Below are 21182 nucleotides of genomic sequence, written 5' to 3'. Positions count from 1 at the left end.
GGGCTTTTCAAGGACGCCTTCGCGAGCAAGCCCGCTCCCACATGGACTATACCAATCCTTGTGGGCGCGGGCTTGCTCGCGAATGGGCCGGCATGCTCAAAGCGATTCCAAGGGTTACCCCGGACAGTCAGATCAACGCTGAACAACCCGCATCTGGTTCTGTTCTTTCGGCAGAACCCGCTTGGCAACCACGTAGTGTTTTTCCCAGTACGGTTTCTTCAGGGTGTCGATGGATACCGACTTGCCACGGCGTGGTGCGTGGATAAAGCGGTCGTTGCCCAGGTAGATGGCAACATGATTGACCCGGCGGCTCTTGATGTTGAAGAAAATCAGGTCGCCCGGCTTCAAGTCTTCACGATCTACCTTCTCCCCATGACCGCTGGCCATGGCATTGGAGGTGCGAGGAAGATCAAAGCTGGCGTCGTCGAACGCATATTTGACCAGACCGCTGCAATCGAAGCCTTTACTTGGACTGCTGCCGCCCCAACGATACGGAGTACCGAGGACGTTCACAGCGCGGCTCAGCACGTTACTGCTTTCCTTGCTCGCCATTGGCGGGACAAGGCTGCTCTTGCTGCTGCTCAGCTGAGGCGCTTGCTTGACCGGTTTTGTGCTTTTGTTCGAAGGAGCAGAAGCATGGGATTTTGGGGTGTAACCATTAACGTTTGGAAGACGTTGCTCACGATTGGTGGCGTGGGCGGCCAGTGGCATCAAAAGGCAAATGGTTAGCCATGTCTTGAAAAATGGACGCATTAGGCAGGGCTCGAATAGGTGAACGCGCAACTTTATAACAGCTTTTTTGTCCCTTCCGAGGCCGTTGGTCGATTCAACCTGGGGGTCAACAGCGGCAAAGAAGCGGCAAATTGACGCAATTGTCGGACAGAAGTCGCGTGTTACAAGGGTTTGACAGTGGTGAAAGCGGTAATTGCCATACGTCGGCAACCCGTAAAAAAGTCACAAAGAAATAAACAATATTTATCTATCGTCTGCCTCGAGGTCATCAATGAACCCCTATCAACAGTCTGTCGCTCAGCAAGATACCCACAGCAAAGTCATTGGCTATCTGCTGTGGATTTTGGGTTTTACCGGCGCTCACCGTTTTTATTACGGCAAGCCGGTGACCGGGACGATCTGGTTCTTCACCTTCGGTTTGCTGGGTATCGGCTGGCTGATCGACCTGTTTCTGATCCCCGCCATGGACCGTGAGGCAGACCTGCGGTTTACCGCCGGGCCGATCGAATACAACGTGGCGTGGATTCTGCTGACGTTTCTCGGGGTGTTCGGGGTGCATCGTATGTATCAGGGCAAGTGGATCAGCGGCTTGCTGTACCTGCTGACGGGCGGCTTGTTCTTTATCGGGATCCTGTATGACTTCTGGACGCTGAATGATCAAGTGTCGCTGCGCAACGCGCAGAATAGACGCGCCTTCCAGTAAGTCATCGCTAGCAGACTAGCTCCCACAGGGGATTTGTGTCGTTCACAGATCCTGTGTGGGAGCCAGCCCTGCTGGCGATTGAGGCGACGCGGTCTTACGCCTGGTGGCTGATCCGGCCATCCACCAGGGTGTAGCGCACTACGCCCGGCAGGCTGTGACCAATGAACGGGCAGTTTTCGCCCTTGGACAGCCAGGTTTCACCGGCAACGGTCGAAGCCGCAGGGTCGAACAACACGATGTCTGCAGCGCCCCCCACCGCCAATTTGCCCGCCGGCAGGCGCAAGGCCTCGGCAGGACCGGCACTCAAGCGTGCCAGCAGTGTCGGCAAGTCCAGCAAGCCGTCTTCCACCAGGGTCATCGCCAGCGGCAGCAGCAACTCGACACTGCTGATGCCCGGCTCGGTAGCACCGAAGGGGGCCAGCTTGGCGTCGCGCTCGTGGGGCTGGTGATGGCTGGAGATGGCCGAGATCACCCCGGACTTCACGGCGGCACGCAGTCCGTCGCGGTCGGCACGGGTGCGAAGCGGTGGTTGCACGTGATAGAGGCTGCTGAAGTCGATCAGGGCTTCATCGGTCAGGATCAGCTGATACAACGCCACATCGGCAGTCACTGGCAGCCCGCGGGCCTGGGCCTGGGCAATCAGGGCTACGCCGCGAGCGCTGGTGAGTTGGCTGAAGTGTGCGCGCACACCGCTTTGCTCGACCAGCAGCAGGTCCCGGGCAAGAGCCACGGTCTCGGCGGTTTCCGGAATGCCCGGCAAGCCGAGGAAGCTTGCGGTCGGGCCTTCATGGGCCAGGCCACCTTCGGCCAGGTCATGGTCCTGAGAGTTGAAAATCACCGTCAGGTCGAAAGTCGCCGCGTATTCCAGTGCCCGACACAGGGTGCGGGTGTTGCGGAAGCTCTCCAGGCCGTTGCCGAAGGCCACGCAGCCGGCATCGCGCAGTGCCACGAGCTCTGCAAGCTGTTCGCCGTCCAGGCCTTTGCTCAGGGCGCCGATCGGGAAGACTTTGGTGTTGCCGGCCTCGCGCGCGCGGTCGAGGATCAGTTCGGCCACGGCCGAGGTGTCCAGTACCGGTTTGGTTTTTGGCGGGCAGCACAGGCTGGTGACACCGCCGGTTGCCGCGGCACGGGTTTCGCTGATGATCGAACCTTTGCGGCTGTAGCCCGGCTCGCGCAGGGCGACATTGAGGTCGACCAGGCCAGGGGCGGCGACCAGGCCGTTGGCGTCGAGCGTGTCGATGGCGACAAAACCGGCCGGCGCCGCGCCAATGGCGACGATCTTGCAGGCTTCGATGTGGATATCGGTGACTTGATCCAGGCCGCTGGCCGGGTCGATTACGCGTGCGCCGAGAATGCTGAGCTTCACTGGGCGTTCTCCTGTTCGAATTGGCGCTGCGCAGTCTGTCCGCTCATGGCCATGGACAAAACGGCCATACGAATGGCAATACCGTAGGTGACCTGGTTGAGGATCACCGAATGCGGGCCGTCGGCTACCGCCGACTCAATCTCCACTCCACGGTTGATCGGCCCCGGGTGCATGACGATGCAATCCGGCTTTGCGCCGGCCAGGCGTGCGGTGGTCAGGCCGAACAGGCGGTAGAACTCGCCTTCGCTCGGCAGCAGGCCGCCGGCCATGCGTTCGCGTTGCAGGCGCAACATGATCACCACGTCGACGTCTTTCAGGCCTTCGGCCATGTCGGTATAGACCTTCACGCCGTATTGCTCGATGCCGATCGGCAGCAGGGTTTTCGGCGCGATCACGCGGATGTCCGGGCAACCGAGGGTTTTCAGCGCGAGCATGTTCGAGCGTGCGACCCGCGAGTGCAGGATGTCACCGACGATGGCTACCGAGAGGTTTTCGAAACCGCCCTTGTGTCGACGGATGGTGAGCATGTCGAGCATGCCCTGGGTCGGGTGGGCGTGACGACCGTCGCCACCGTTGATGATCGCCACTTGCGGGCACACATGTTCGGCGATGAAGTGCGCGGCACCGGAGTCACCGTGACGCACGACAAACATGTCGGCGGCCATGGCTTCCAGGTTGCGCAGGGTGTCGAGCAGGGTTTCGCCCTTGCTGGCCGACGAGGTCGACACGTTCAGGGTGATCACGTCCGCCGACAGCCGCTGGGCCGCCAGTTCAAAGGTGGTGCGGGTGCGGGTGGAGTTCTCGAAGAACACGTTGCACACGGTCTTGCCGCGCAACAACGGGACTTTCTTGACCGCCCGGGCGCCGACTTCGAGGAACGAGTCGGCGGTATCGAGGATTTCCGTCAGCAGCTCGCGGCGCAAACCGTCGAGCGAGAGGAAGTGGCGCAGTTGGCCCTGATCATTGAGCTGCAGCGGGCGCTTGGTTTCTAGAGGCGTCATCGCAAGGGGGACTCTCAATAGGGCGAATTAAAGGGCGAGGTCTTGCAGCTCGAGCGCAAGCTCGGGGCCGGACAGCTTCACCCGCTCGTGGGCGGCCAGACTCAGGGTAGCTCCGACCACGTTCGGGCGAATCGGCAGCTCGGCGGCGTCCAGGTCCAGCAGGCACACCAGTGTGATGCTGGCCGGGCGTCCGTAATCGAAGAGTTCGTTCATGGCGGCGCGGATGGTACGGCCGCTCATCAGCACGTCATCGATTAGCACCAGATGCTGGCCTTCGATTTCGAACGGCAGGGCCGAAGGGCGCACCTGAGGGTGCAGGCCGTTCTGGCTGAAGTCGTCGCGATAAAAAGAAACGTCGAGGGTGCCGAGGGGCGAATGGCTGCCCAGTTCCTTGAGCAAGGCTTGAGCGACCCAGACGCCGCCGCTACGGATACCGATGAAGCGCGGTTCGCTGATGCCGCGCAGTTCCAGGTGTGCCTTGAGATCGGTGGCCATCTGGCTGATCAGTTCGGCGGGATTGGGCAGGCTCATGGTTGCTCCTTCTTGGGCCCGAGCCGGGTTGTTGCTTGGGGGCTCGGGTTGTCACTATAGAGAGGCGTCAAGACGGCTCTTCAGGATTCGAACAGCTCGCTGTTTTCGTCGAGCCAGCCTTGCAGCAGCAGGGCGGCGGCAATGGCATCGACCGGGTTGTCGCGGTAACTGCCTTTCTGCCCACCCCGGGCCAGGCGTTCGCCCTTGGCCTCGTAGGTGGTCAGGCGTTCATCATGGGTATAAAAGGGCAGGTTGAAGCGACCGTTCAAGCGCCGGGCGAATTTTTCCGCACGGGCACACATGTCGCTGGGCGTGCCGTCCATGTTCAAGGGCAGTCCGACCACCACGGCATCGGGTTTCCACTCCTTGATGAGGGCCTCGATCTGGTTCCAGTCGGGAATGCCGTTCTGCGCCTTCAAGGTGCACAGTTCACGGGCCTGCCCGGTAATCACCTGGCCGACCGCAACGCCGATCTGTTTGGTGCCGTAGTCGAATCCCAGAATCAGCCGCAGGGCCATCAGGCGTGCCCCGCCTGGCTGGTCAGCAGGCTGAGATTGACGCCCAGGTGCCTGGCGGCCGCTTCCAGGCGCAGTTCGCTGCTGGTGTTGAACAGGATGTCGGCTTCGAACGGGCAGTTCAGCCAGGCGTTCTGGGCCAGTTCGGCTTCCAGTTGCCCGGCTTCCCAGCCGGCGTAGCCGAGGGCGATCAGGCTTTTCGCTGGTCCGACGCCATCGGCAATGGCAAACAGCACGTCCTGGGAGGTCGACAGGGACAACTCGTCTTGCAGATCAACGGTCGCCTGATAGCTCTGCCCCTTGGGGTGCAGGACGAAACCGCGGTCGGTCTGCACCGGGCCGCCGATGAAGATCGGCACATGCTGGCAGAGCGCAGGCGGTTCGATATCCGGGCGCAATTGCTCAAGAATGTCGGCCAGATTCAGATCTTGCGGGCGGTTGACCACCAGCCCCATGGCACCATTGGCCGTGTGCTCGACGATATAGGTCAAGGTGTGCGCAAAGTTCGGGTCGGCCATGTGCGGCATGGCGATCAGGAATTGATGCTTGAGGTAGCTGGGGCTGACGTTTTTCATGTGCGCTAGTGTGGCGTTGGAGGGGCGAACTGACAAGCTGCGGATGCGCAGGAAATGCCCCGATTCAGTTATCAATCGATCACAAATGTGGGAGCGGGCTTGCTCGCGAATACGGTGTGTCAGTCGCCGTCAATGCTGCATGACACTCCGCATTCGCGAGCAAGCCCGCTCCCACAGGGGATTTGTGGGGTGTCAGTTGCTTGAAAGCCGGTCGCCGCGGGCAAACTTCCAGGTGCGGATGATTTCCAGGCGGTCGATGTCCGACAGATCTCCGGTAAACGGCGCAAAAGGCGCAGCAAGCCTGACGATGCGTTGCGCCGCCTGGTCCAGCAGCGGTTGCCCAGAAGACTCCAGTACCAGCACTTCGTACAGCGAGCCGTCGCGGTTGATCGACACCATCAGGCGCAAATTACCGTAGATCTGCTTGCGCCGTGCTTCGTCGGGGTAGTTGAGGTTGCCGATGCGCTCGACTTTCTTGCGCCATTCGTCTTTGTACCAGGCACCCTTGTCGCGCATGGTCGAGGCGGCGCTCAGGCGATGGATGCGCGGGCGTTTGGCGTACAGCTGCTGTTCGTTGGCCAATTCCGCTTCCAGACTGGCGATGTCGCTGGACAACTGTTCGCTGTCGAACGTCGGTGCCTGGACCTGGGGTTTGGCCTGAACTTTGGGTTCTTCGGTTTTCGCGGGGGCTTTTTTCGGCTTTGGCGCGACCGTGGTCACCGCTGCCTTGGGCGGGGCGTCCTGGACTTCAGGCTTGGCGGCCGGCGGTGGCGTGACCTTCTGCACCTTGTTGTCCTGGAACGGCGCTATCTCAGTGGTCTTGGGGATCGCCTTTTTATCCAGCGTGCCGCTGCCTTGCTGATTCTCCTGGGCGAGAAAGTCAGCTTTTTCCGGCTTCTTTTCGCTTTTGAAGGTGGCGAGGGTGATTTCCAGGGTTTTGCTGATCTGTTTGGGCTCGACCACTGCAAACCCGACGCCCAAAAGCAAGGCCAGGTGGATCAGTGCCGCGAGAAACAGGGTAAAACCGAGGCGATCGGCCGGGCGCACGCCATGATGGGCGAGTTCTGCGGGCAGATCGGACGGGAGGGTCATGACAAAAAAACCAACATCGCGCTTTTACAAGCCCGGCATGATAGCGCAATGTTGGTTTTTAGCTTCAAGCTTGCGACTTGGAGCTTGCAGCTTGCAGCTTCTTCTCAATGGCATCCATGAGCATGCCGCCAATGTCTGTGCCGAACGCATTATCAATTTCGCGTATGCAGGTCGGGCTGGTGACGTTGATTTCGGTCAGATGCTCGCCGATGACGTCCAGACCGACGAACAACAGGCCTTTTTCACGCAGGGTCGGGCCCACTTGGGCGGCAATCCAGCGATCCTTGTCGGTCAACGGGCGGGCTTCGCCACGGCCACCGGCGGCCAGGTTGCCTCGGGTTTCGCCAGCGGCCGGAATCCGCGCCAGGCAGTAATCCACCGGTTCGCCGTCGATCATCAGGATGCGCTTGTCACCATCGACGATGGCCGGCAGGTAGCCCTGGATCATGATCTGCTGCTGACCGTGCAGGGTCAGGGTTTCAAGGATCACCGAGAGGTTCGGGTGGCCGGCGGTGTGGCGAAAGATCGAAGAGCCGCCCATGCCGTCCAGCGGCTTGAGAATCACATCGCCATGATGGTCGGCGAATTCGCGCAGCACGTCCGGGCGACGGCTGACGATGGTCGGCGGTGTGCACTGCGGGAACAGCGTGGCGAACAGCTTTTCATTGCAATCGCGCAGGCTTTGCGGCTTGTTGACCACCAGTACGCCGGCGGCCTCGGCCTGTTCCAGCAAATAGGTTGAATAGACGAATTCCATGTCGAACGGTGGATCCTTGCGCATCAGGATCACGTCCAGATCGCTCAGCAGCGCGTCGTTTTCAGCGCCCAGTTCGAACCATTTTTCCGGATTGGCGAAAACCTGCAGCGGCCGCATCCGCGCCCGGGCCTGGCCTTCGGCCTGGTACAAGTCGCGCTGTTCCATATAGAACAGTTCCCAGCCGCGCTTCTGCGCGGCCAGCAGCATGGCCAGCGAGCTATCCTTTTTATAGGAGATGCTGGCGATAGGGTCCATGACAATCCCGACGCGAACGCTCATTGGGTTTTCCTCGAAAATTTGGGGGCAGATACCGAATTCCTGTAGGGGCGAGCATGCTCGCGATGAACCCAGGTACACCGCGGGGCACCAGGTTTTGCGCGTTAGCGTTGACGTCCATCGCGAGCGTGCTCGCTCCTACAGGAAAAACAGCGCAGGGCCGTATAAAAGTGGCGTCAGATTGGCGCTGAGTCTGTTCCCGGTCAAGGAAAAACCACTGCGCCGGTCGCCTGATAGATTGGATTTGGAGACTGTGCTAAAAAGACTGCCATGTCGTGCTGGCCCTTGAGTATCAAGGGTTTCGAGCCACCGATTACCCAAAAGCGGACAAATTGATTCGTAAAGGCGACGGAAGAGCGGATATGGAACAGCACCCCAACGCCTTGAAGGTCATGGTGATCGACGATTCGAAGACGATTCGCCGCACCGCCGAAACGTTGTTGAAGAACGTCGGTTGCGAGGTCATCACGGCCATCGACGGCTTCGATGCCCTGGCCAAGATCGCCGACAATCATCCCGGCATCATCTTCGTCGATATCATGATGCCGCGCCTTGATGGCTATCAGACCTGCGCGCTGATCAAGAACAACAGTGCATTCAAGTCCACGCCAGTGATCATGCTGTCGTCCAAGGACGGGCTGTTCGACAAGGCCAAGGGGCGCATCGTCGGCTCCGATCAGTTTTTGACCAAGCCGTTCAGCAAGGAAGAGTTGCTTGATGCGATCCAGGCCCATGTTCCTGGCTTCGCCGCCGTTTTGCCGCAGTAGGACGCTCACAGTGACGTTCGGCCATCGGGCCTGGCGTCTATAAGAATGGGGAAGAAAATGGCACGTATTCTGATCGTTGATGATTCGCCGACTGAAATGTACAAATTGACCGGCATGCTGGAAAAGCACGGTCATGAAGTCCTGAAAGCCGAAAACGGTGCCGACGGCGTGGCCCTGGCCCGCCAGGAAAAGCCCGATGCGGTCCTGATGGACATCGTCATGCCAGGCCTCAACGGCTTCCAGGCGACTCGTCAGTTGACCAAAGACCCGGATACCGGGCACATCCCGGTGATCATCATCACCACCAAGGATCAGGAAACCGACAAGGTCTGGGGCACGCGCCAGGGGGCCAGGGACTACCTGACCAAACCGGTCGATGAAGAGACCCTGATCAAAACCCTGAACAACGTGCTGGCCGGTTGATCGACTGCCCATGAGCGAGTCGCTGACGGCTTTCGAACTGTTGCTGCAAATCGACCGGCGCTGTCGTCTGCTGGCGGCGGACCTGCCGTCCCAGCCGACTCGCCGGGACAGCTGGAGCGGCATTGGATTTCGCCTGGGTGAACACTGGTACGTGGCGCCCATGGGCGAAGTCGGTGAAGTGTTGCACGAGCCACGCTTCACGCAGCTGCCGGGAGTGAAACCATGGGTCAAAGGTGTGGCCAACTTGCGCGGGCGGCTGCTGCCGATCATGGATCTGTCCGGTTTCTTGGGCTATGAGCTGTCAGCGGTGCGTCGGCAGCGGCGGGTGTTGGTGGTTGAGCATGAAGACGTATTTGCCGGCTTGATAGTCGATGAAGTTTTCGGCCTGCAGCACTTTGCCCGGGACACTCTGGAGCCAGTGCCGGCCCACGAGTTGCGGGGAGCGATGGCGGCGTTTATCCAGGGGCGGTTTGCCCGTGAGAAGTGCTGGCGGGTGTTCAGCCCGTTTGCGTTGGTGCGGTCCCAGGGGTTCATGAATGTCGCGGTGTGACAGCAGCAACACAGATCCAATGTGGGGGCGGGCTTGCTCGCGAAAGCGGTGCGTCAGTCAGCTTCACTGTTGAAGGAGTGACCGAATTCGCGAGCAAGCCCGCTCCCACAGGGGCCCTCGGTAAGTCTTGGAAGGTGTTGGTTAACAGGCGAGGACCGATGATAAAAGCAAAAGAAGGCATGCCAATGGAAGGGTCGCGCAGTCGGTCGCAGATCATCGCGCTGTTTATCGCGCTGATCGTCTTCATCATGCTGCTGTTCGCCAACTTCGCCTACCTCAACACCCAGGCCACCTACGACAAACAGTACATTGGCCACGCCGGTGAACTGCGCGTGTTGTCCCAACGCATCGCCAAGAATGCCACTGAAGCCGCCGCCGGCAAGGCTGCCGCGTTCAAGTTGCTCAGTGATGCTCGCAATGACTTTGCCCGGCGCTGGGGTTACCTGAAGAAAGGCGATCCGGTCACCGGCTTGCCACCGGCACCCAGCAGCATGCGTCCGCAGATGCGCGCTGTGCAGCAGGATTGGGAGCGTCTGCTGAAAAACACCGACGCGATTCTGTCCAGCGAGCAGACTGTGCTGTCGCTGCATCAGGTCGCCGCGACGTTGGCCGAAACCGTGCCGCAGTTGCAGATCGAGTACGAGAAGGTTGTCGAAACCCTCCTGCAGCGCGGCGCCCCGGCCGCTCAGGTCGCGATGGCTCAGCGTCAGTCATTGCTGGCCGAGCGGATTCTCGGTGCGGTGAACACGGTGTTGGCCGGTGACGAAAACTCCCAGCAGGCCGCGGACGCCTTCGGGCGTGACGCGACACAATTCGGCAAGGTGCTCAACGGCATGTTGCAGGGTGACACGGCGCTCAAGGTCAGCCAGGTCGAAGACCGCGATGCCCGCGTCCGTCTTGCGGAAATATCCGAACTGTTCGAGTTCGTCTCGGGCTCGGTGGATGAAATCCTCGAAACCTCGCCGGAGCTGTTCAAGGTCCGTGAGTCGGCGAGCAATATTTTCAGTTTGTCGCAAACCCTGCTCGACGAAGCCTCGCACCTGGCCAGCGGCTTCGAAAACCTCGCCGGCGGGCGCAGCACCGATACCATTGGCGGTTATGTGCTGGGGCTGCTGGCATTGGCCTCGATCATTCTCATCGGCCTGGTGATGGTGCGCGAAACCAATCGCCAGTTGCGCGAAACCGCCGAGAAAAACGAGCGTAACCAGAACGCGATCATGCGTCTGCTCGACGAAATCGAAGACCTCGCCGATGGCGACCTGACAGTGACTGCATCGGTAACCGAAGACTTCACCGGGACCATCGCCGACTCGATCAATTATTCCGTGGACCAACTGCGCGACCTGGTGGCGACCATCAACCTCACCGCCGGCCAGGTCGCTGCCGCCGTGCAGGAAACCCAGGCCACGGCGATGCACCTGGCTCAGGCTTCGGAGCATCAGGCCCAGCAAATTTGCGAAGCCTCCGCGGCGATCAACGACATGGCCGAGTCCATCGACCAGGTGTCTGCCAACGCCGCAGAATCCTCGGCCGTGGCCGAGCGCTCGGTGGAGATCGCTAACAAGGGCAACGAGGTGGTGCACAACACCATCCACGGCATGGACAATATTCGCGAGCAGATTCAGGACACCGCCAAGCGCATCAAGCGCTTGGGTGAGTCTTCCCAGGAAATCGGCGACATTGTCAGCCTGATCGATGACATTGCCGATCAGACCAACATCCTGGCCCTCAACGCGGCGATCCAGGCTTCCATGGCCGGTGATGCCGGACGCGGTTTTGCCGTGGTCGCCGATGAAGTCCAGCGCCTGGCCGAGCGCTCTTCCGCGGCCACGCGGCAGATCGAAACCCTGGTGCGGGCGATCCAGACCGACACCAATGAAGCGGTCATCTCCATGGAGCAGACCACCACAGAGGTGGTACGCGGTGCGCGTCTGGCGCACGATGCCGGGGTGGCCCTGGAAGAAATCGAAGGCGTCTCCAAGACCCTGGCGGCCCTGATCCAGAGTATTTCCAATGCCGCGCAGCAGCAGACGTCGTCGGCCGGTCAGATTTCCCTGACGATGAACGTGATCCAGCAGATCACCACGCAGACCTCGTCAGGCTCCACCGCCACGGCCGAGAGCATCGGCAACCTGGCAAAAATGGCCAGCCAGTTGCGCCGTTCGGTTTCCGGTTTCACCTTGCCGGCGGCCAAGGCGCAGGTTGTGGACAAAGCTGAACCGCCCATTGGTGTATGAATGGTAACTGGAGTGGTTATGGCTGATCGGCACGACTATGTGGCCCTGGAGTGGGTCAAGGGCGAGATTGCCGAAACGTTGAGGGTCGCTCACCAGGCGATCGAAACCCTGCTTGATGATCCGCAGGCTCTGCACGCGCTGGACAACTGCCTGGCGTGCATCCATCAGGTCCATGGCAGTTTGCAGATGGTCGAGTTCTACGGCGCGGCGCTGCTCGCCGAAGAGATGGAACAATTGACCATCGCCCTGCAGCACAATCGCGTCAGCCATCGCGACGAGGCGTTGCACCTGTTGATGCAAGCGCTCGGACAACTGCCGATCTATCTGGATCGGGTGCAGGGCGCGCGCCGCGATTTGCCACTGGTGGTGCTGCCGCTGATCAACGATCTGCGCAGCGCCCGTGGTGAAAACCTGTTGTCGGAAACCAGCCTGTTCAGCCCGCAACTGCCCGAACTGCCGCCCCTGGATGAAGAGGCGCTGGCGTTGCTCGAGCCAGTTGAGCTCCCCAGCGTTCTGCGCAAGTTGCGGCAAATGCTGCAGATGGCCCTGGTGGGTTTTCTGCGTGAACAGGACAGCGAGACCAATCTCGATTATCTGGCCAAGGTCTTCGCCCGTCTCGAAGGGTTGTCTGCCAATGCGCCGCTGAGCCCGTTATGGCAAGTCGCTTCGGCGCTGGTCGAAGGCATGCAGGGCGGCGCGATTGCCAACAGTCCAGCGTTGCGCAGCCTGTTCAAGGACGCCGACAAAGAACTCAAGCGCCTGCTCGAAGTGGGCATGCCCGGCATCAATCAGCCGGCGCCGCCGCAATTGCTGAAAAGTTTATTGTTTTACATTGCCAAGGCCGATCATCCCACCGGGCAGATGCTGACCATGAAAGATCGCTACTCCCTGGACGACGCGCTGCCTGACAGTGCGATGGTCGACGAAGAACGCGCACGACTGGCCGGGCCAGACCGCGATGCGATGCGCTCGGTGCTCGCGGCGCTGTGCGAAGAACTGGTGCGGGTCAAGGAACGCCTGGACCTGTTCGTGCGCAGCGACCGGCAGCACACGTCCGACCTCGACAGCCTGTTGGCGCCCCTGCGGCAAATCGCCGATACCCTGGCAGTACTGGGCTTCGGCCAGCCGCGCAAGGTCATCATCGATCAATTGGCGGTGGTCCTGAGCCTGGCCCAGGGTCAGCGCGAGCCCAACGACGCGATCCTCATGGATGTCGCCGGGGCCTTGCTGTACGTCGAAGCGACCCTGGCCGGCATGGTCGGCACGGTGGAGCCGGAAAGCCAGGAGGACAGTCGCTTGCCGACCACCGACCTGACGCAGATCCACCAGATCGTGATCAAGGAAGCGCGCATCTGCCTGCAGCAGGCCAAGGACATGATCGTCGACTACATCGACGCCGATTGGGACCGTCAGCATTTGCAGGCATTGCCGGCTTTGCTGACCCAGGTGCGCGGCGCGCTGGCGATGATTGCGCTGGGCCGTGCGGCGAGCCTGATCGAAACCTGTAACCACTTTATCCGCGAGCACCTGCTACTCGAACCGGATCAGCCGGGCTGGGAGGAACTGGACAACCTGGCCGACGTGATCACCAGCATCGAGTATTACCTGGAACGCCTCAGCGATGACCCCGAAGCGCCGGGCGAAGCGTTGCTCGACGTCGCAGAGAAAAGCCTGGCGGCCCTCGGTTTTTACCCCAGCGAACACTATGTGCCGGTGCTCGATGATGTTCTGAGCCCCAGTGAAGCGCAGGTCATGCAGATGATGCAGGAACTGGCCGATCCGGACGTCGTCCAGTCCCTGGCCGATGTGCTGGCCAGTCCGGTATCGGCCCTCAATCCGCCGGCCCGGAGCACTCCGGGCAGCCTGTTGCCGCCGCCCGCTGGCGAAACGCCTGTGGATGACGAGCTGCGAGAAGTGTTCCTCGAGGAAACCGACGAAGTCCTGGATATCCTTCGTGAGTACTTGCCACGCTGGTCGATCAACCTCGAGGACCGGTCGGCCCTGAGTGAGCTGCGTCGGGCGTTCCATACCCTCAAGGGCAGTGGCCGGATGGTCCGCGCCCTGGTTCTTGGCGAACTGGCCTGGGCTGTGGAAAACCTGCTCAACCGCGTACTGGAAAACAGCGTGGAACCGGGTGTCACTGTGCAAAAACTGGTCGGCGAAGTGCTGCATCTGCTGCCGGAAGTGGTAGCTGAATATGCCGCCAATGCCCAGCGCCAGCGCAACGATGTTGACCAGTTGGCCGCCCGTGCTCATGCCTTGGCCAAGGGCGATGAGTCGGTGTCCGACGAGGACACGCAGGACGTCACGGCGCTCGATCCACTGTTGCTGGAGATCTTTCGCAAAGAGGCCGAAACCCATCTCGCCAGTCTCAACCGCTTCCTCGATCAGGCCGCCGAACACGTCCCTTTGCAGGCCACTGACGAGTTGCAGCGCGCCTTGCACACCCTCAAGGGTAGTGCTTCGATGGCCGGCGTCCTGCCGATAGCCGAGCTGGCGGCGCCGCTGGATCGGTTGGCCCGGGAGTACAAGGCACACCTGATTGCCCTCGACCTGGACGAAGTCGAACTGCTGCTGGAAGCCGAAGGCTTGTTTCGCCTTGGATTGCGTCAACTCAAGGTTGATCCCCTGGCCGAGATTCCCGGGGCCCAACGCTTGATCGAGCGCGCCAGGGCGTTGCTGGCCGAACGCCTGGAGGCGTTACTGAGCGCGCCGAGTAGCGCAACCCGGGTCAAGCGCGATTCGCAGTTGATCAACAACTTCCTCGCCCAAGGCATGGACATCCTGCTGGACGCCGAAAGCCTGTTGCAGCGTTGGCAACAGCACCCTGGCGAGCGTCAGGAGCTCAGCGCACTGCTGGACGAACTGACCACCCTCGGCGAAGGCGCACACCTGGCCGATTTGCATCCTGTGGATGAGCTTTGCGAAGCCTTGCTTGATCTCTACGGCGCTGTGGAAGAAAGCAGCCTGGCGGTCAGCGAGCGGTTTTTCCATGAGGCGCAGAGTGCTCACGAAGCGCTGATCAATATGCTCGACGAGTTGGCCGCCGGCCAGGAAGTCAGTCCGCAACCGCATCGGATCACGGCGCTGCGCGGATTGCTCGACGAGAGCCTCGACCCGTCGGCCATGGGCCTGATTCGCAGCGACGGTAGCCGTACCCTGAGCATTCGCGAGCTGAGCAGTGCCACCGCCGAACTGGAGCTGAGCACGAAGGCGGCGGGGCTGGATGACGAGATCGTCGCAATCTTCCTTGAAGAGGCGCTGGACATACTCGAAAGCGCCGGCCAGGCGTTGCAGCGATGGCTACGCGATCCGGACAATGCGGCACCGCTGTCGTCCCTGCAACGTGACTTGCACACGCTCAAGGGCGGCGCGCGGATGGCCGAGATCGTTCAGGTGGGTGATCTGGCTCATGAGCTGGAAAGCCTTTATGAAGGCCTGATGGATCGCCGATATTTGCACAGCGATGCATTGGCGCAGCTGTTGCAGCGTAGCCACGACCGTCTGGCGCAATACCTTGAACACTTGCAGGCCCGCCAGCCGCTGGACAATTGCGCTGAGTTGATCGAGGCCATTCGCGCCTACCGTCAGGGCCATACGGGCAATGCCGATGTGAGCGAGCCGGCAGCCACTAACAACTCGGCTGCCCACGACCCCGAGCTGTTGGAGATCTTCCTCGAGGAAGGTTACGACATCATCGAAAGCTCCGGCGCGGCACTGTTGCGCTGGCAGGCCCAACCTTCGAGTCGCCAGGAAGTGGAAACCCTGCTGCGCGATCTGCACACCCTCAAGGGTGGTGCGCGCATGGTGGAAATCGCCGCGATCGGCGACCTGGCCCATGAGCTGGAGTTCCTCTACGAGGGCTTGTCCACTGGCGTGCTGCAACCCGCGTCGCCGTTGTTCGCCTTGTTGCAGCGCAGCCAGGATCGCCTGGCGCAAATGCTGGATGCGGCCCGCGCCGGTGAGTCGATGCCGCCGACGGATCGCTTGCTCGACGCAATCAGGAATTTCACCCACTCGAGCCCGGCGGATGTCCAGGTACCGGCTGCAACCCTTGCGGTGTCGAAGGCCGAGCCATTGCTGGCGCAACCTGAGGCCGGCGTGGACATGGTCAAGGTTTCAGCGGAGCTGCTTGACGATCTGGTCAACCTCGCCGGGGAAACGTCGATCTTCCGTGGTCGCATCGAGCAACAGGTCAGCGACGCGCAGATCGCTCTGCACGAAATGGAAACCACCATCGAGCGGATGCGTGACCAATTGCGCCGCCTCGATACCGAAACCCAGGGGCGAATGCTCAGCCGCCAGCAGGTCGATGCCGAGCGTCTCGGCTATGAGGAATTCGACCCGCTGGAAATGGACCGTCATTCGCAATTGCAGCAACTGTCCCGGGCGTTGTTCGAATCCGCCTCCGACTTGCTCGACCTCAAGGAAACCCTCGACCGACGCAACCATGACGCGCAAAACCTGTTGCAACAGCAGGGGCGCATCAACACCGAGTTGCAGGAAGGTCTGATGCGTACGCGCATGGTGCCGTTCGAGCGGATGTTGCCGCGTTTGCAACGCATCGTCCGGCAAGTGGCCAGTGAACTGGGCAAGGACGTGGACTTCATCGTCGACAACGCCGAAGGCGAGATGGATCGCAGCGTCCTCGAACGCATGGCTGCGCCGCTGGAACATATGCTGCGTAACGCCGTCGACCATGGCCTGGAGTCCGCCGAGACGCGTCTGGCGGCGGGCAAGCCGGCCAAGGGCAGGATCACCCTCGATCTGCTGCGCGAGGGCGGCGACATCATCTTCGATCTTCGCGACGACGGCGCCGGTGTGCCGCTCGAAGCGGTGCGGCGCAAGGCGATCAAGCGTGGCTTGCTCGAACCGGACAGCAGCATCAGCGACCACGAGGTGCTGCAATTCATTCTCCAGCCCGGTTTTTCCACCGCCGAGAAAATTACCCAGATTTCCGGGCGTGGGGTCGGCATGGACGTGGTGCACGAAGAGGTACGGCAGCTGGGTGGCACCATGAGCATCGACTCTGTGCCTGGCCAAGGTGTGCATTTCCGCATTCGGCTGCCGTTTACCGTGTCGGTCAACCGGGCGCTGATGGTGCAGTGCGCTGAGGATCAATACGCGATTCCACTCAACACCATTGATGGCATCGTTCGCGTCTTGCCCAATGAGCTGGAAGGGCATTACCGGCTCGATCCACCGACGTACGAGTACGCGGGGCAGTGCTATGAACTGTGCTATCTGGGCGAGCTGCTGAAAACCGGTGTGCGACCGAAACTGTTGGGTCAGGTCTTGCCGTTACCGGTGCTGCTGGTGCAGTGCAACGAGCGGCACATCGCCGTGCAGGTGGATGCCATGGCGGGCACCCGCGAGATCGTGGTCAAGAGCCTGGGGCCGCAGTTTGCGGCCGTGCAAGGAGTGTCCGGTGCGACGATTCTCGGAGACGGCCGAGTGGTGCTGATTCTGGATCTGCTGGCGCCGATCCGCGCCCTGCAAGCCCGGGTGCGGCAACGACCGGTTGGGCATGAAGTCGAGGCCGAGCCGCAGCGGCCGTTGCTGGTCATGGTGGTCGACGATTCGGTCACCGTGCGCAAGGTCACCAGCCGTTTGCTCGAACGCCATGGCATGAGCGTGCTGACCGCCAAGGACGGCGTCGACGCCATGCTGCTGCTCGAAGAACACACGCCCGACCTGATGCTGCTGGATATAGAGATGCCGCGCATGGACGGCTTCGAAGTGGCGACTCAGGTGCGCAATGATGAACGCCTGCAACACCTGCCGATCATCATGATCACTTCACGTACCGGGCAGAAACATCGCGACCGCGCCATGGCCATCGGTGTCAACGACTACCTTGGCAAGCCATACCAGGAATCGGTGTTGCTCGAAAGCATCGCCTTGTGGAGCAGATCCAATGCTTGAACACCGCACCAGCAACCTCACCGGCCTGCTGTTGCCGTTGGCCGACCGCAATCTGATCCTGCCCAACGTTGCGGTTGCGGAGCTGATCGACTACCAGCAGGGGACCTTCGACCTCGATACTCCGCCGTGGTACCTGGGCCTGGTGACCTGGCGCGACCGGCAGATTCCGTTGCTGAGTTTCGAATCGGCTTGCGGACAGAAAACCGTCATCGGCGAGCGCGCGCGGATCGTCATTCTCAATGCATTGGGAGGGCGCCCGGACCTGAAATTCATCGCATTGCTGGTGCAGGGGATTCCACGGTCTTACAAGCTCGACAGTCAGTTGAGTTATGTGGACGTGTCGTTATGTTCGCTGGAACAGGCGGCGGTGCAGGTGGGGGAACATGTGGCGAAGGTGCCGGATTTGTTGGCGCTGGAAGGGTTGCTGGTGAATGCCGGGTTGATCGACTGATCGACTGATCGACTGATCGAGGCTCTGCGGTGTTTCCATCGGCCCCTTCGCGAGCAAGCCCGCTCCCACCCTGAAATGCGATCTCCCGTGGAAGCGGGTCCCTGCCCACCAATCTAAAAGTGACGCCACTGTAACGAACGAATGCGCCAGCCCCTGTACTGGATCGCGTTGTATGGAAACATTGCGCTTTTACGCTTGAAGCCTGAGCCTTGCGCACTGCAGTAACGAATGTCGAGGTAAGCAACACATGTATCACGGGGAAAGATTGAACGCCTGGACGCATCTGGTCGGGGCGGTGGCAGCGACGGTCGGAGCGGTGTGGATGCTGGTGATCGCCACCATGGATGGCAGCCCATGGAAGATCGTCAGTGTGGCGATCTACGGTTTTACCTTGATGGTGCTTTACAGCGCTTCGACCGTGTACCACAGCGTGCGCGGACGCAAGAAAGAGATCATGCAGAAGGTCGATCATTTTTCGATCTACCTGTTGATCGCCGGTAGCTACACGCCGTTCTGCCTGGTGACCTTGCGTGGGCCGTGGGGCTGGACCTTGTTCGGGATTGTCTGGGGGCTGGCGCTGATTGGCATCTTGCAGGAGATCAAGCCGAGATCGGAAGCGCGGGTGCTGTCGATCGTGATTTATGCGGTGATGGGCTGGATCGTGCTGGTGGCGGTCAAGCCGTTGCTGGCGGCGCTGGGCACCGCCGGCTTTGCCTGGCTGGCGACTGGCGGTGTGCTCTATACCGTGGGGATTATCTTTTTCGCCCTCGATAATCGACTGCGCCATGCCCACGGGATTTGGCATCTGTTCGTGATCGCCGGGAGCTTGCTGCACTTTGTGGCGATATTCTTTTACGTCCTTTAGACCGAGCCGCGGCCATCGCCGGCAAGCCGGCTCCTACAGGAACCGCGCTGCTTTTGTAGGGCTGCGGTACGGCATCCGACTTGTCAGCGATGGCGGCTTAGAAGTCACCCCAAAGCTGCTGGGCCACCGCTAACGCCACCACCGGCGCGGTCTCTGTGCGCAATACTCGAGGGCCGAGGCGGGCGGCGTGAAAACCACTGGCCTTGGCCTGCTCGATTTCGGCGTCCGACAACCCGCCCTCAGGGCCGATCAGGAAGGCCAGGGTCGCAGGCTTGGCATGGCTGACCAATGGCTCGGCCACCGGATGCAGCACAAGCTTCAGTTCAGCGTCTGACTGTTTCAACCAATCGGTCAGCAGCAACGGTGGATGAATCACCGGCACCCTGGAGCGGCCACATTGCTCGCACGCGCTGATCGCCACCTGACGCCAGTGCAGCAGGCGTTTGTCGGCGCGTTCGTCCTTGAGCCGGACTTCACAGCGCTCGGTGAAAATCGGGGTGATTTCGCTGACGCCCAGTTCAGTGGCTTTTTGAATCGCCCAGTCCATGCGTTCGCCACGGGACAGGCCCTGGCCAAGGTGGATCTGCAACGGCGACTCGACCTGGCCGGCGAAGCTTTCATCGATCTGTACCACGACGCGTTTTTTGCCGACGTCGATGAGCCTGGCGCGAAATTCATGGCCAGAACCGTCGAACAGTTGCAGCGCATCGCCCTCGGCCATGCGCAACACGCGACTGATGTAGTGGGCCTGGGCTTCGGGTAACTCGTGCTCGCCGATGCTCAGGGGGGCGTCGATAAAGAAGCGGGACAGTCTCATTAAGGTTCTCAAAAAATTGTTCGAAGGCGCTTTTGTGGCGAGGGGGCTTGCCCCCGTTCGGCTGCGAAGCAGTCGTAAATCCGGCTGATGCAACTTAACTGGAGAAACCGGACTACCGGGTCTGGGGTCGCTTCGCGACCCAACGGGGGCGAGCCCCCTCGCCACAGGGGATCTGTGCTTGATTAACCCGGGTCACGAAACCCCGGATGGAAGTCCTTCGGCACCGCCACGCTGACGCTGTCGCGGGTCGCGATGTCGATCCCTTCGCTGGCCACTTCGGCGAGGAAGTCGATCTGTTCCGGCGTGATGACATACGGTGGCAGAAAATACACCACACTGCCCAGTGGCCGCAGTAAAGCCCCGCGCTCCAATGCATGCTGGAACACCTTCAGGCCACGGCGCTCCTGCCATGGATAAGCCTCTTTGCTCGCCTTGTCCTTGACCATCTCGATGGCCAGTACCATGCCGGTCTGGCGCACTTCGGCAACATTGGGGTGATCGACCAGGTGCGCGGTGGACGACGCCATGCGCTGGGCCAGGGCCTTGTTGGTCTCGATGACGTTGTCTTGTTCGAAGATGTCCAGCGTTGCCAGGGCCGCCGCACAGGCCAGCGGGTTGCCGGTGTAGCTGTGGGAGTGCAGGAAGGCACGCAGGGTTGGATAGTCGTCATAGAAGGCACCGTAGACGTCCTCGGTCGTCAGGCAGGCCGCGAGCGGCAGGTAACCACCAGTCAGGGCCTTGGACAGACAGAGGAAGTCCGGGCGGATACCGGCCTGCTCGCAGGCGAACATCGTCCCGGTACGGCCAAAGCCGACGGCAATTTCGTCATGGATCAGGTGCACGCCGTAGCGGTCGCAGGCTTCGCGCAGCAGTTTGAGGTACACCGGGTGATACATGCGCATGCCGCCGGCGCCCTGGATCAGCGGTTCGACGATCACTGCGGCCACACTGTCATGGTTCTCGGCCAAGGTCTGCTCCATGGCGGCGAACATGTTGCGCGAGTGCTCTTCCCAGCCCATGCCCTCGGGGCGCAGGTAGCAATCCGGGCTCGGCACTTTGATGGTGTCGAGCAGCAGGGCCTTGTAGGTTTCGGTGAACAGCGGCACATCACCCACCGACATCGCCGCCATGGTTTCGCCGTGGTAGCTGTTGGTCAGGGTGACAAAGCGCTTCTTGTTCGGCTGGCCGCGGTTGAGCCAGTAGTGAAAGCTCATTTTGAGCGCGACTTCGATGCAGGACGAACCGTTATCGGCGTAGAAGCACCGGGTCAGGCCTTGCGGGGTCATCTTCACCAGGCGCTCGGATAACTCGATCACCGGTTGATGGCTGAAGCCGGCGAGGATCACGTGCTCCAGTTGATCGACCTGATCCTTGATGCGCTGGTTGATCCGCGGGTTGGCGTGGCCAAACACGTTGACCCACCAGGAGCTGACCGCGTCCAGATAGCGCTTGCCTTCGAAGTCTTCCAGCCAGACACCTTCACCGCGCTTGATCGGTATCAGTGGCAGTTGTTCGTGATCTTTCATCTGGGTGCAGGGATGCCACAAAACAGCCAGGTCGCGCTGCATCCACTGATTATTCAGGCCCATTTTAAGTCTC

Annotated in this window: 18 protein-coding genes; 8 read left to right on the top strand and 10 right to left on the bottom strand. The window is 61.0% G+C overall.

What is annotated here, in order from left to right; all coding sequences use genetic code 11:
- Positions 1-132: 132 nt before the first annotated feature.
- Positions 133-753 carry a C40 family peptidase gene (locus ASE98_RS16510; protein WP_060542408.1) on the bottom strand — a complete coding sequence of 207 codons (621 nt, stop codon included), beginning with the start codon at positions 751-753 and terminating at the stop codon, positions 133-135.
- A gap of 250 nt (positions 754-1003) precedes the next feature.
- Between ASE98_RS16510 and ASE98_RS16505 the strand changes: the two genes are divergently transcribed.
- Positions 1004-1435: an NINE protein gene (locus ASE98_RS16505; protein WP_060542407.1), complete on the top strand. Its 432-nt coding sequence runs from the start codon at positions 1004-1006 to the stop codon at positions 1433-1435.
- A gap of 94 nt (positions 1436-1529) precedes the next feature.
- On the opposite strand, the gene ASE98_RS16500 is transcribed toward ASE98_RS16505, so the two are convergent.
- The 7 genes from ASE98_RS16500 to gshB all read right to left on the bottom strand — a co-directional run bounded on the left by ASE98_RS16500 (position 1530) and on the right by gshB (position 7551).
- A complete protein-coding gene (locus tag ASE98_RS16500; RefSeq protein ID WP_060542406.1) occupies positions 1530-2801 on the bottom strand; it encodes a dihydroorotase in 1272 nt (423 codons plus the stop codon).
- Positions 2798-3802 (bottom strand): aspartate carbamoyltransferase catalytic subunit, encoded by a 1005-nt coding sequence (locus tag ASE98_RS16495; protein ID WP_017341269.1) that lies wholly within the window; start codon positions 3800-3802, stop codon positions 2798-2800. Before ASE98_RS16495 ends, ASE98_RS16500 begins: the two co-directional genes overlap by 4 nt.
- A 27-nt stretch (positions 3803-3829) precedes the next feature.
- A complete protein-coding gene (pyrR, locus tag ASE98_RS16490) occupies positions 3830-4333 on the bottom strand; it encodes a bifunctional pyr operon transcriptional regulator/uracil phosphoribosyltransferase PyrR (protein ID WP_060542405.1) in 504 nt (167 codons plus the stop codon).
- Between the two features lie 80 nt (positions 4334-4413).
- Positions 4414-4851, bottom strand: a complete 438-nt coding sequence (gene ruvX / locus ASE98_RS16485; RefSeq protein WP_060542404.1) for a Holliday junction resolvase RuvX — start codon at positions 4849-4851, stop codon at positions 4414-4416.
- On the bottom strand, positions 4851-5423 hold the full coding sequence (locus ASE98_RS16480; RefSeq protein ID WP_060542403.1) for a YqgE/AlgH family protein: 573 nt from the start codon (positions 5421-5423) through the stop codon (positions 4851-4853). Before ASE98_RS16480 ends, ruvX begins: the two co-directional genes overlap by 1 nt.
- Positions 5424-5615: 192 nt before the next feature.
- On the bottom strand, positions 5616-6515 hold the full coding sequence (locus tag ASE98_RS16475) for an energy transducer TonB (protein ID WP_060542402.1): 900 nt from the start codon (positions 6513-6515) through the stop codon (positions 5616-5618).
- A gap of 64 nt (positions 6516-6579) precedes the next feature.
- Positions 6580-7551 (bottom strand): glutathione synthase, encoded by a 972-nt coding sequence (gene gshB / locus ASE98_RS16470; protein WP_060542401.1) that lies wholly within the window; start codon positions 7549-7551, stop codon positions 6580-6582.
- Between the two features lie 359 nt (positions 7552-7910).
- Between gshB and pilG the strand changes: the two genes are divergently transcribed.
- From pilG to trhA, 7 genes are all read left to right on the top strand, one after another.
- A complete protein-coding gene (pilG, locus tag ASE98_RS16465) occupies positions 7911-8315 on the top strand; it encodes a twitching motility response regulator PilG (protein ID WP_060542400.1) in 405 nt (134 codons plus the stop codon).
- 57 nt (positions 8316-8372) lie between these two features.
- Positions 8373-8738 (top strand): twitching motility response regulator PilH, encoded by a 366-nt coding sequence (pilH, locus tag ASE98_RS16460; RefSeq protein ID WP_060542929.1) that lies wholly within the window; start codon positions 8373-8375, stop codon positions 8736-8738.
- A gap of 10 nt (positions 8739-8748) precedes the next feature.
- Complete coding sequence (locus ASE98_RS16455; protein WP_060542399.1) at positions 8749-9288, top strand: chemotaxis protein CheW; 540 nt, start codon at positions 8749-8751, stop codon at positions 9286-9288.
- 158 nt (positions 9289-9446) lie between these two features.
- Complete coding sequence (locus ASE98_RS16450; RefSeq protein ID WP_060542398.1) at positions 9447-11525, top strand: methyl-accepting chemotaxis protein; 2079 nt, start codon at positions 9447-9449, stop codon at positions 11523-11525.
- Between the two features lie 18 nt (positions 11526-11543).
- A complete protein-coding gene (locus ASE98_RS16445) occupies positions 11544-17450 on the top strand; it encodes an Hpt domain-containing protein (RefSeq protein ID WP_060542397.1) in 5907 nt (1968 codons plus the stop codon).
- Positions 17443-17901 carry a chemotaxis protein CheW gene (locus ASE98_RS16440; protein ID WP_060542396.1) on the top strand — a complete coding sequence of 153 codons (459 nt, stop codon included), beginning with the start codon at positions 17443-17445 and terminating at the stop codon, positions 17899-17901. The genes ASE98_RS16445 and ASE98_RS16440 overlap by 8 nt, the downstream gene beginning before the upstream one ends.
- 247 nt (positions 17902-18148) lie before the next feature.
- A complete protein-coding gene (gene trhA, locus ASE98_RS16435; protein WP_060542395.1) occupies positions 18149-18766 on the top strand; it encodes a PAQR family membrane homeostasis protein TrhA in 618 nt (205 codons plus the stop codon).
- Between the two features lie 97 nt (positions 18767-18863).
- Here trhA and ASE98_RS16430 read toward each other — a convergent pair whose 3' ends face one another.
- Together ASE98_RS16430 and ASE98_RS16425 are read right to left on the bottom strand one after the other, a co-directional pair.
- Positions 18864-19583, bottom strand: a complete 720-nt coding sequence (locus ASE98_RS16430; RefSeq protein WP_060542394.1) for a 16S rRNA (uracil(1498)-N(3))-methyltransferase — start codon at positions 19581-19583, stop codon at positions 18864-18866.
- Between the two features lie 182 nt (positions 19584-19765).
- Positions 19766-21172 (bottom strand): adenosylmethionine--8-amino-7-oxononanoate transaminase, encoded by a 1407-nt coding sequence (locus ASE98_RS16425; protein ID WP_060542393.1) that lies wholly within the window; start codon positions 21170-21172, stop codon positions 19766-19768.
- Between the last annotated feature and the right edge of the window lie 10 nt (positions 21173-21182).

It is taken from the genome of Pseudomonas sp. Leaf48 (genome assembly GCF_001421885.1).
GTDB lineage: Bacteria > Pseudomonadota > Gammaproteobacteria > Pseudomonadales > Pseudomonadaceae > Aquipseudomonas.
Note: the sequence above shows the minus strand (reverse complement) of the source record. Positions and strands in the feature narration are given on the sequence as shown.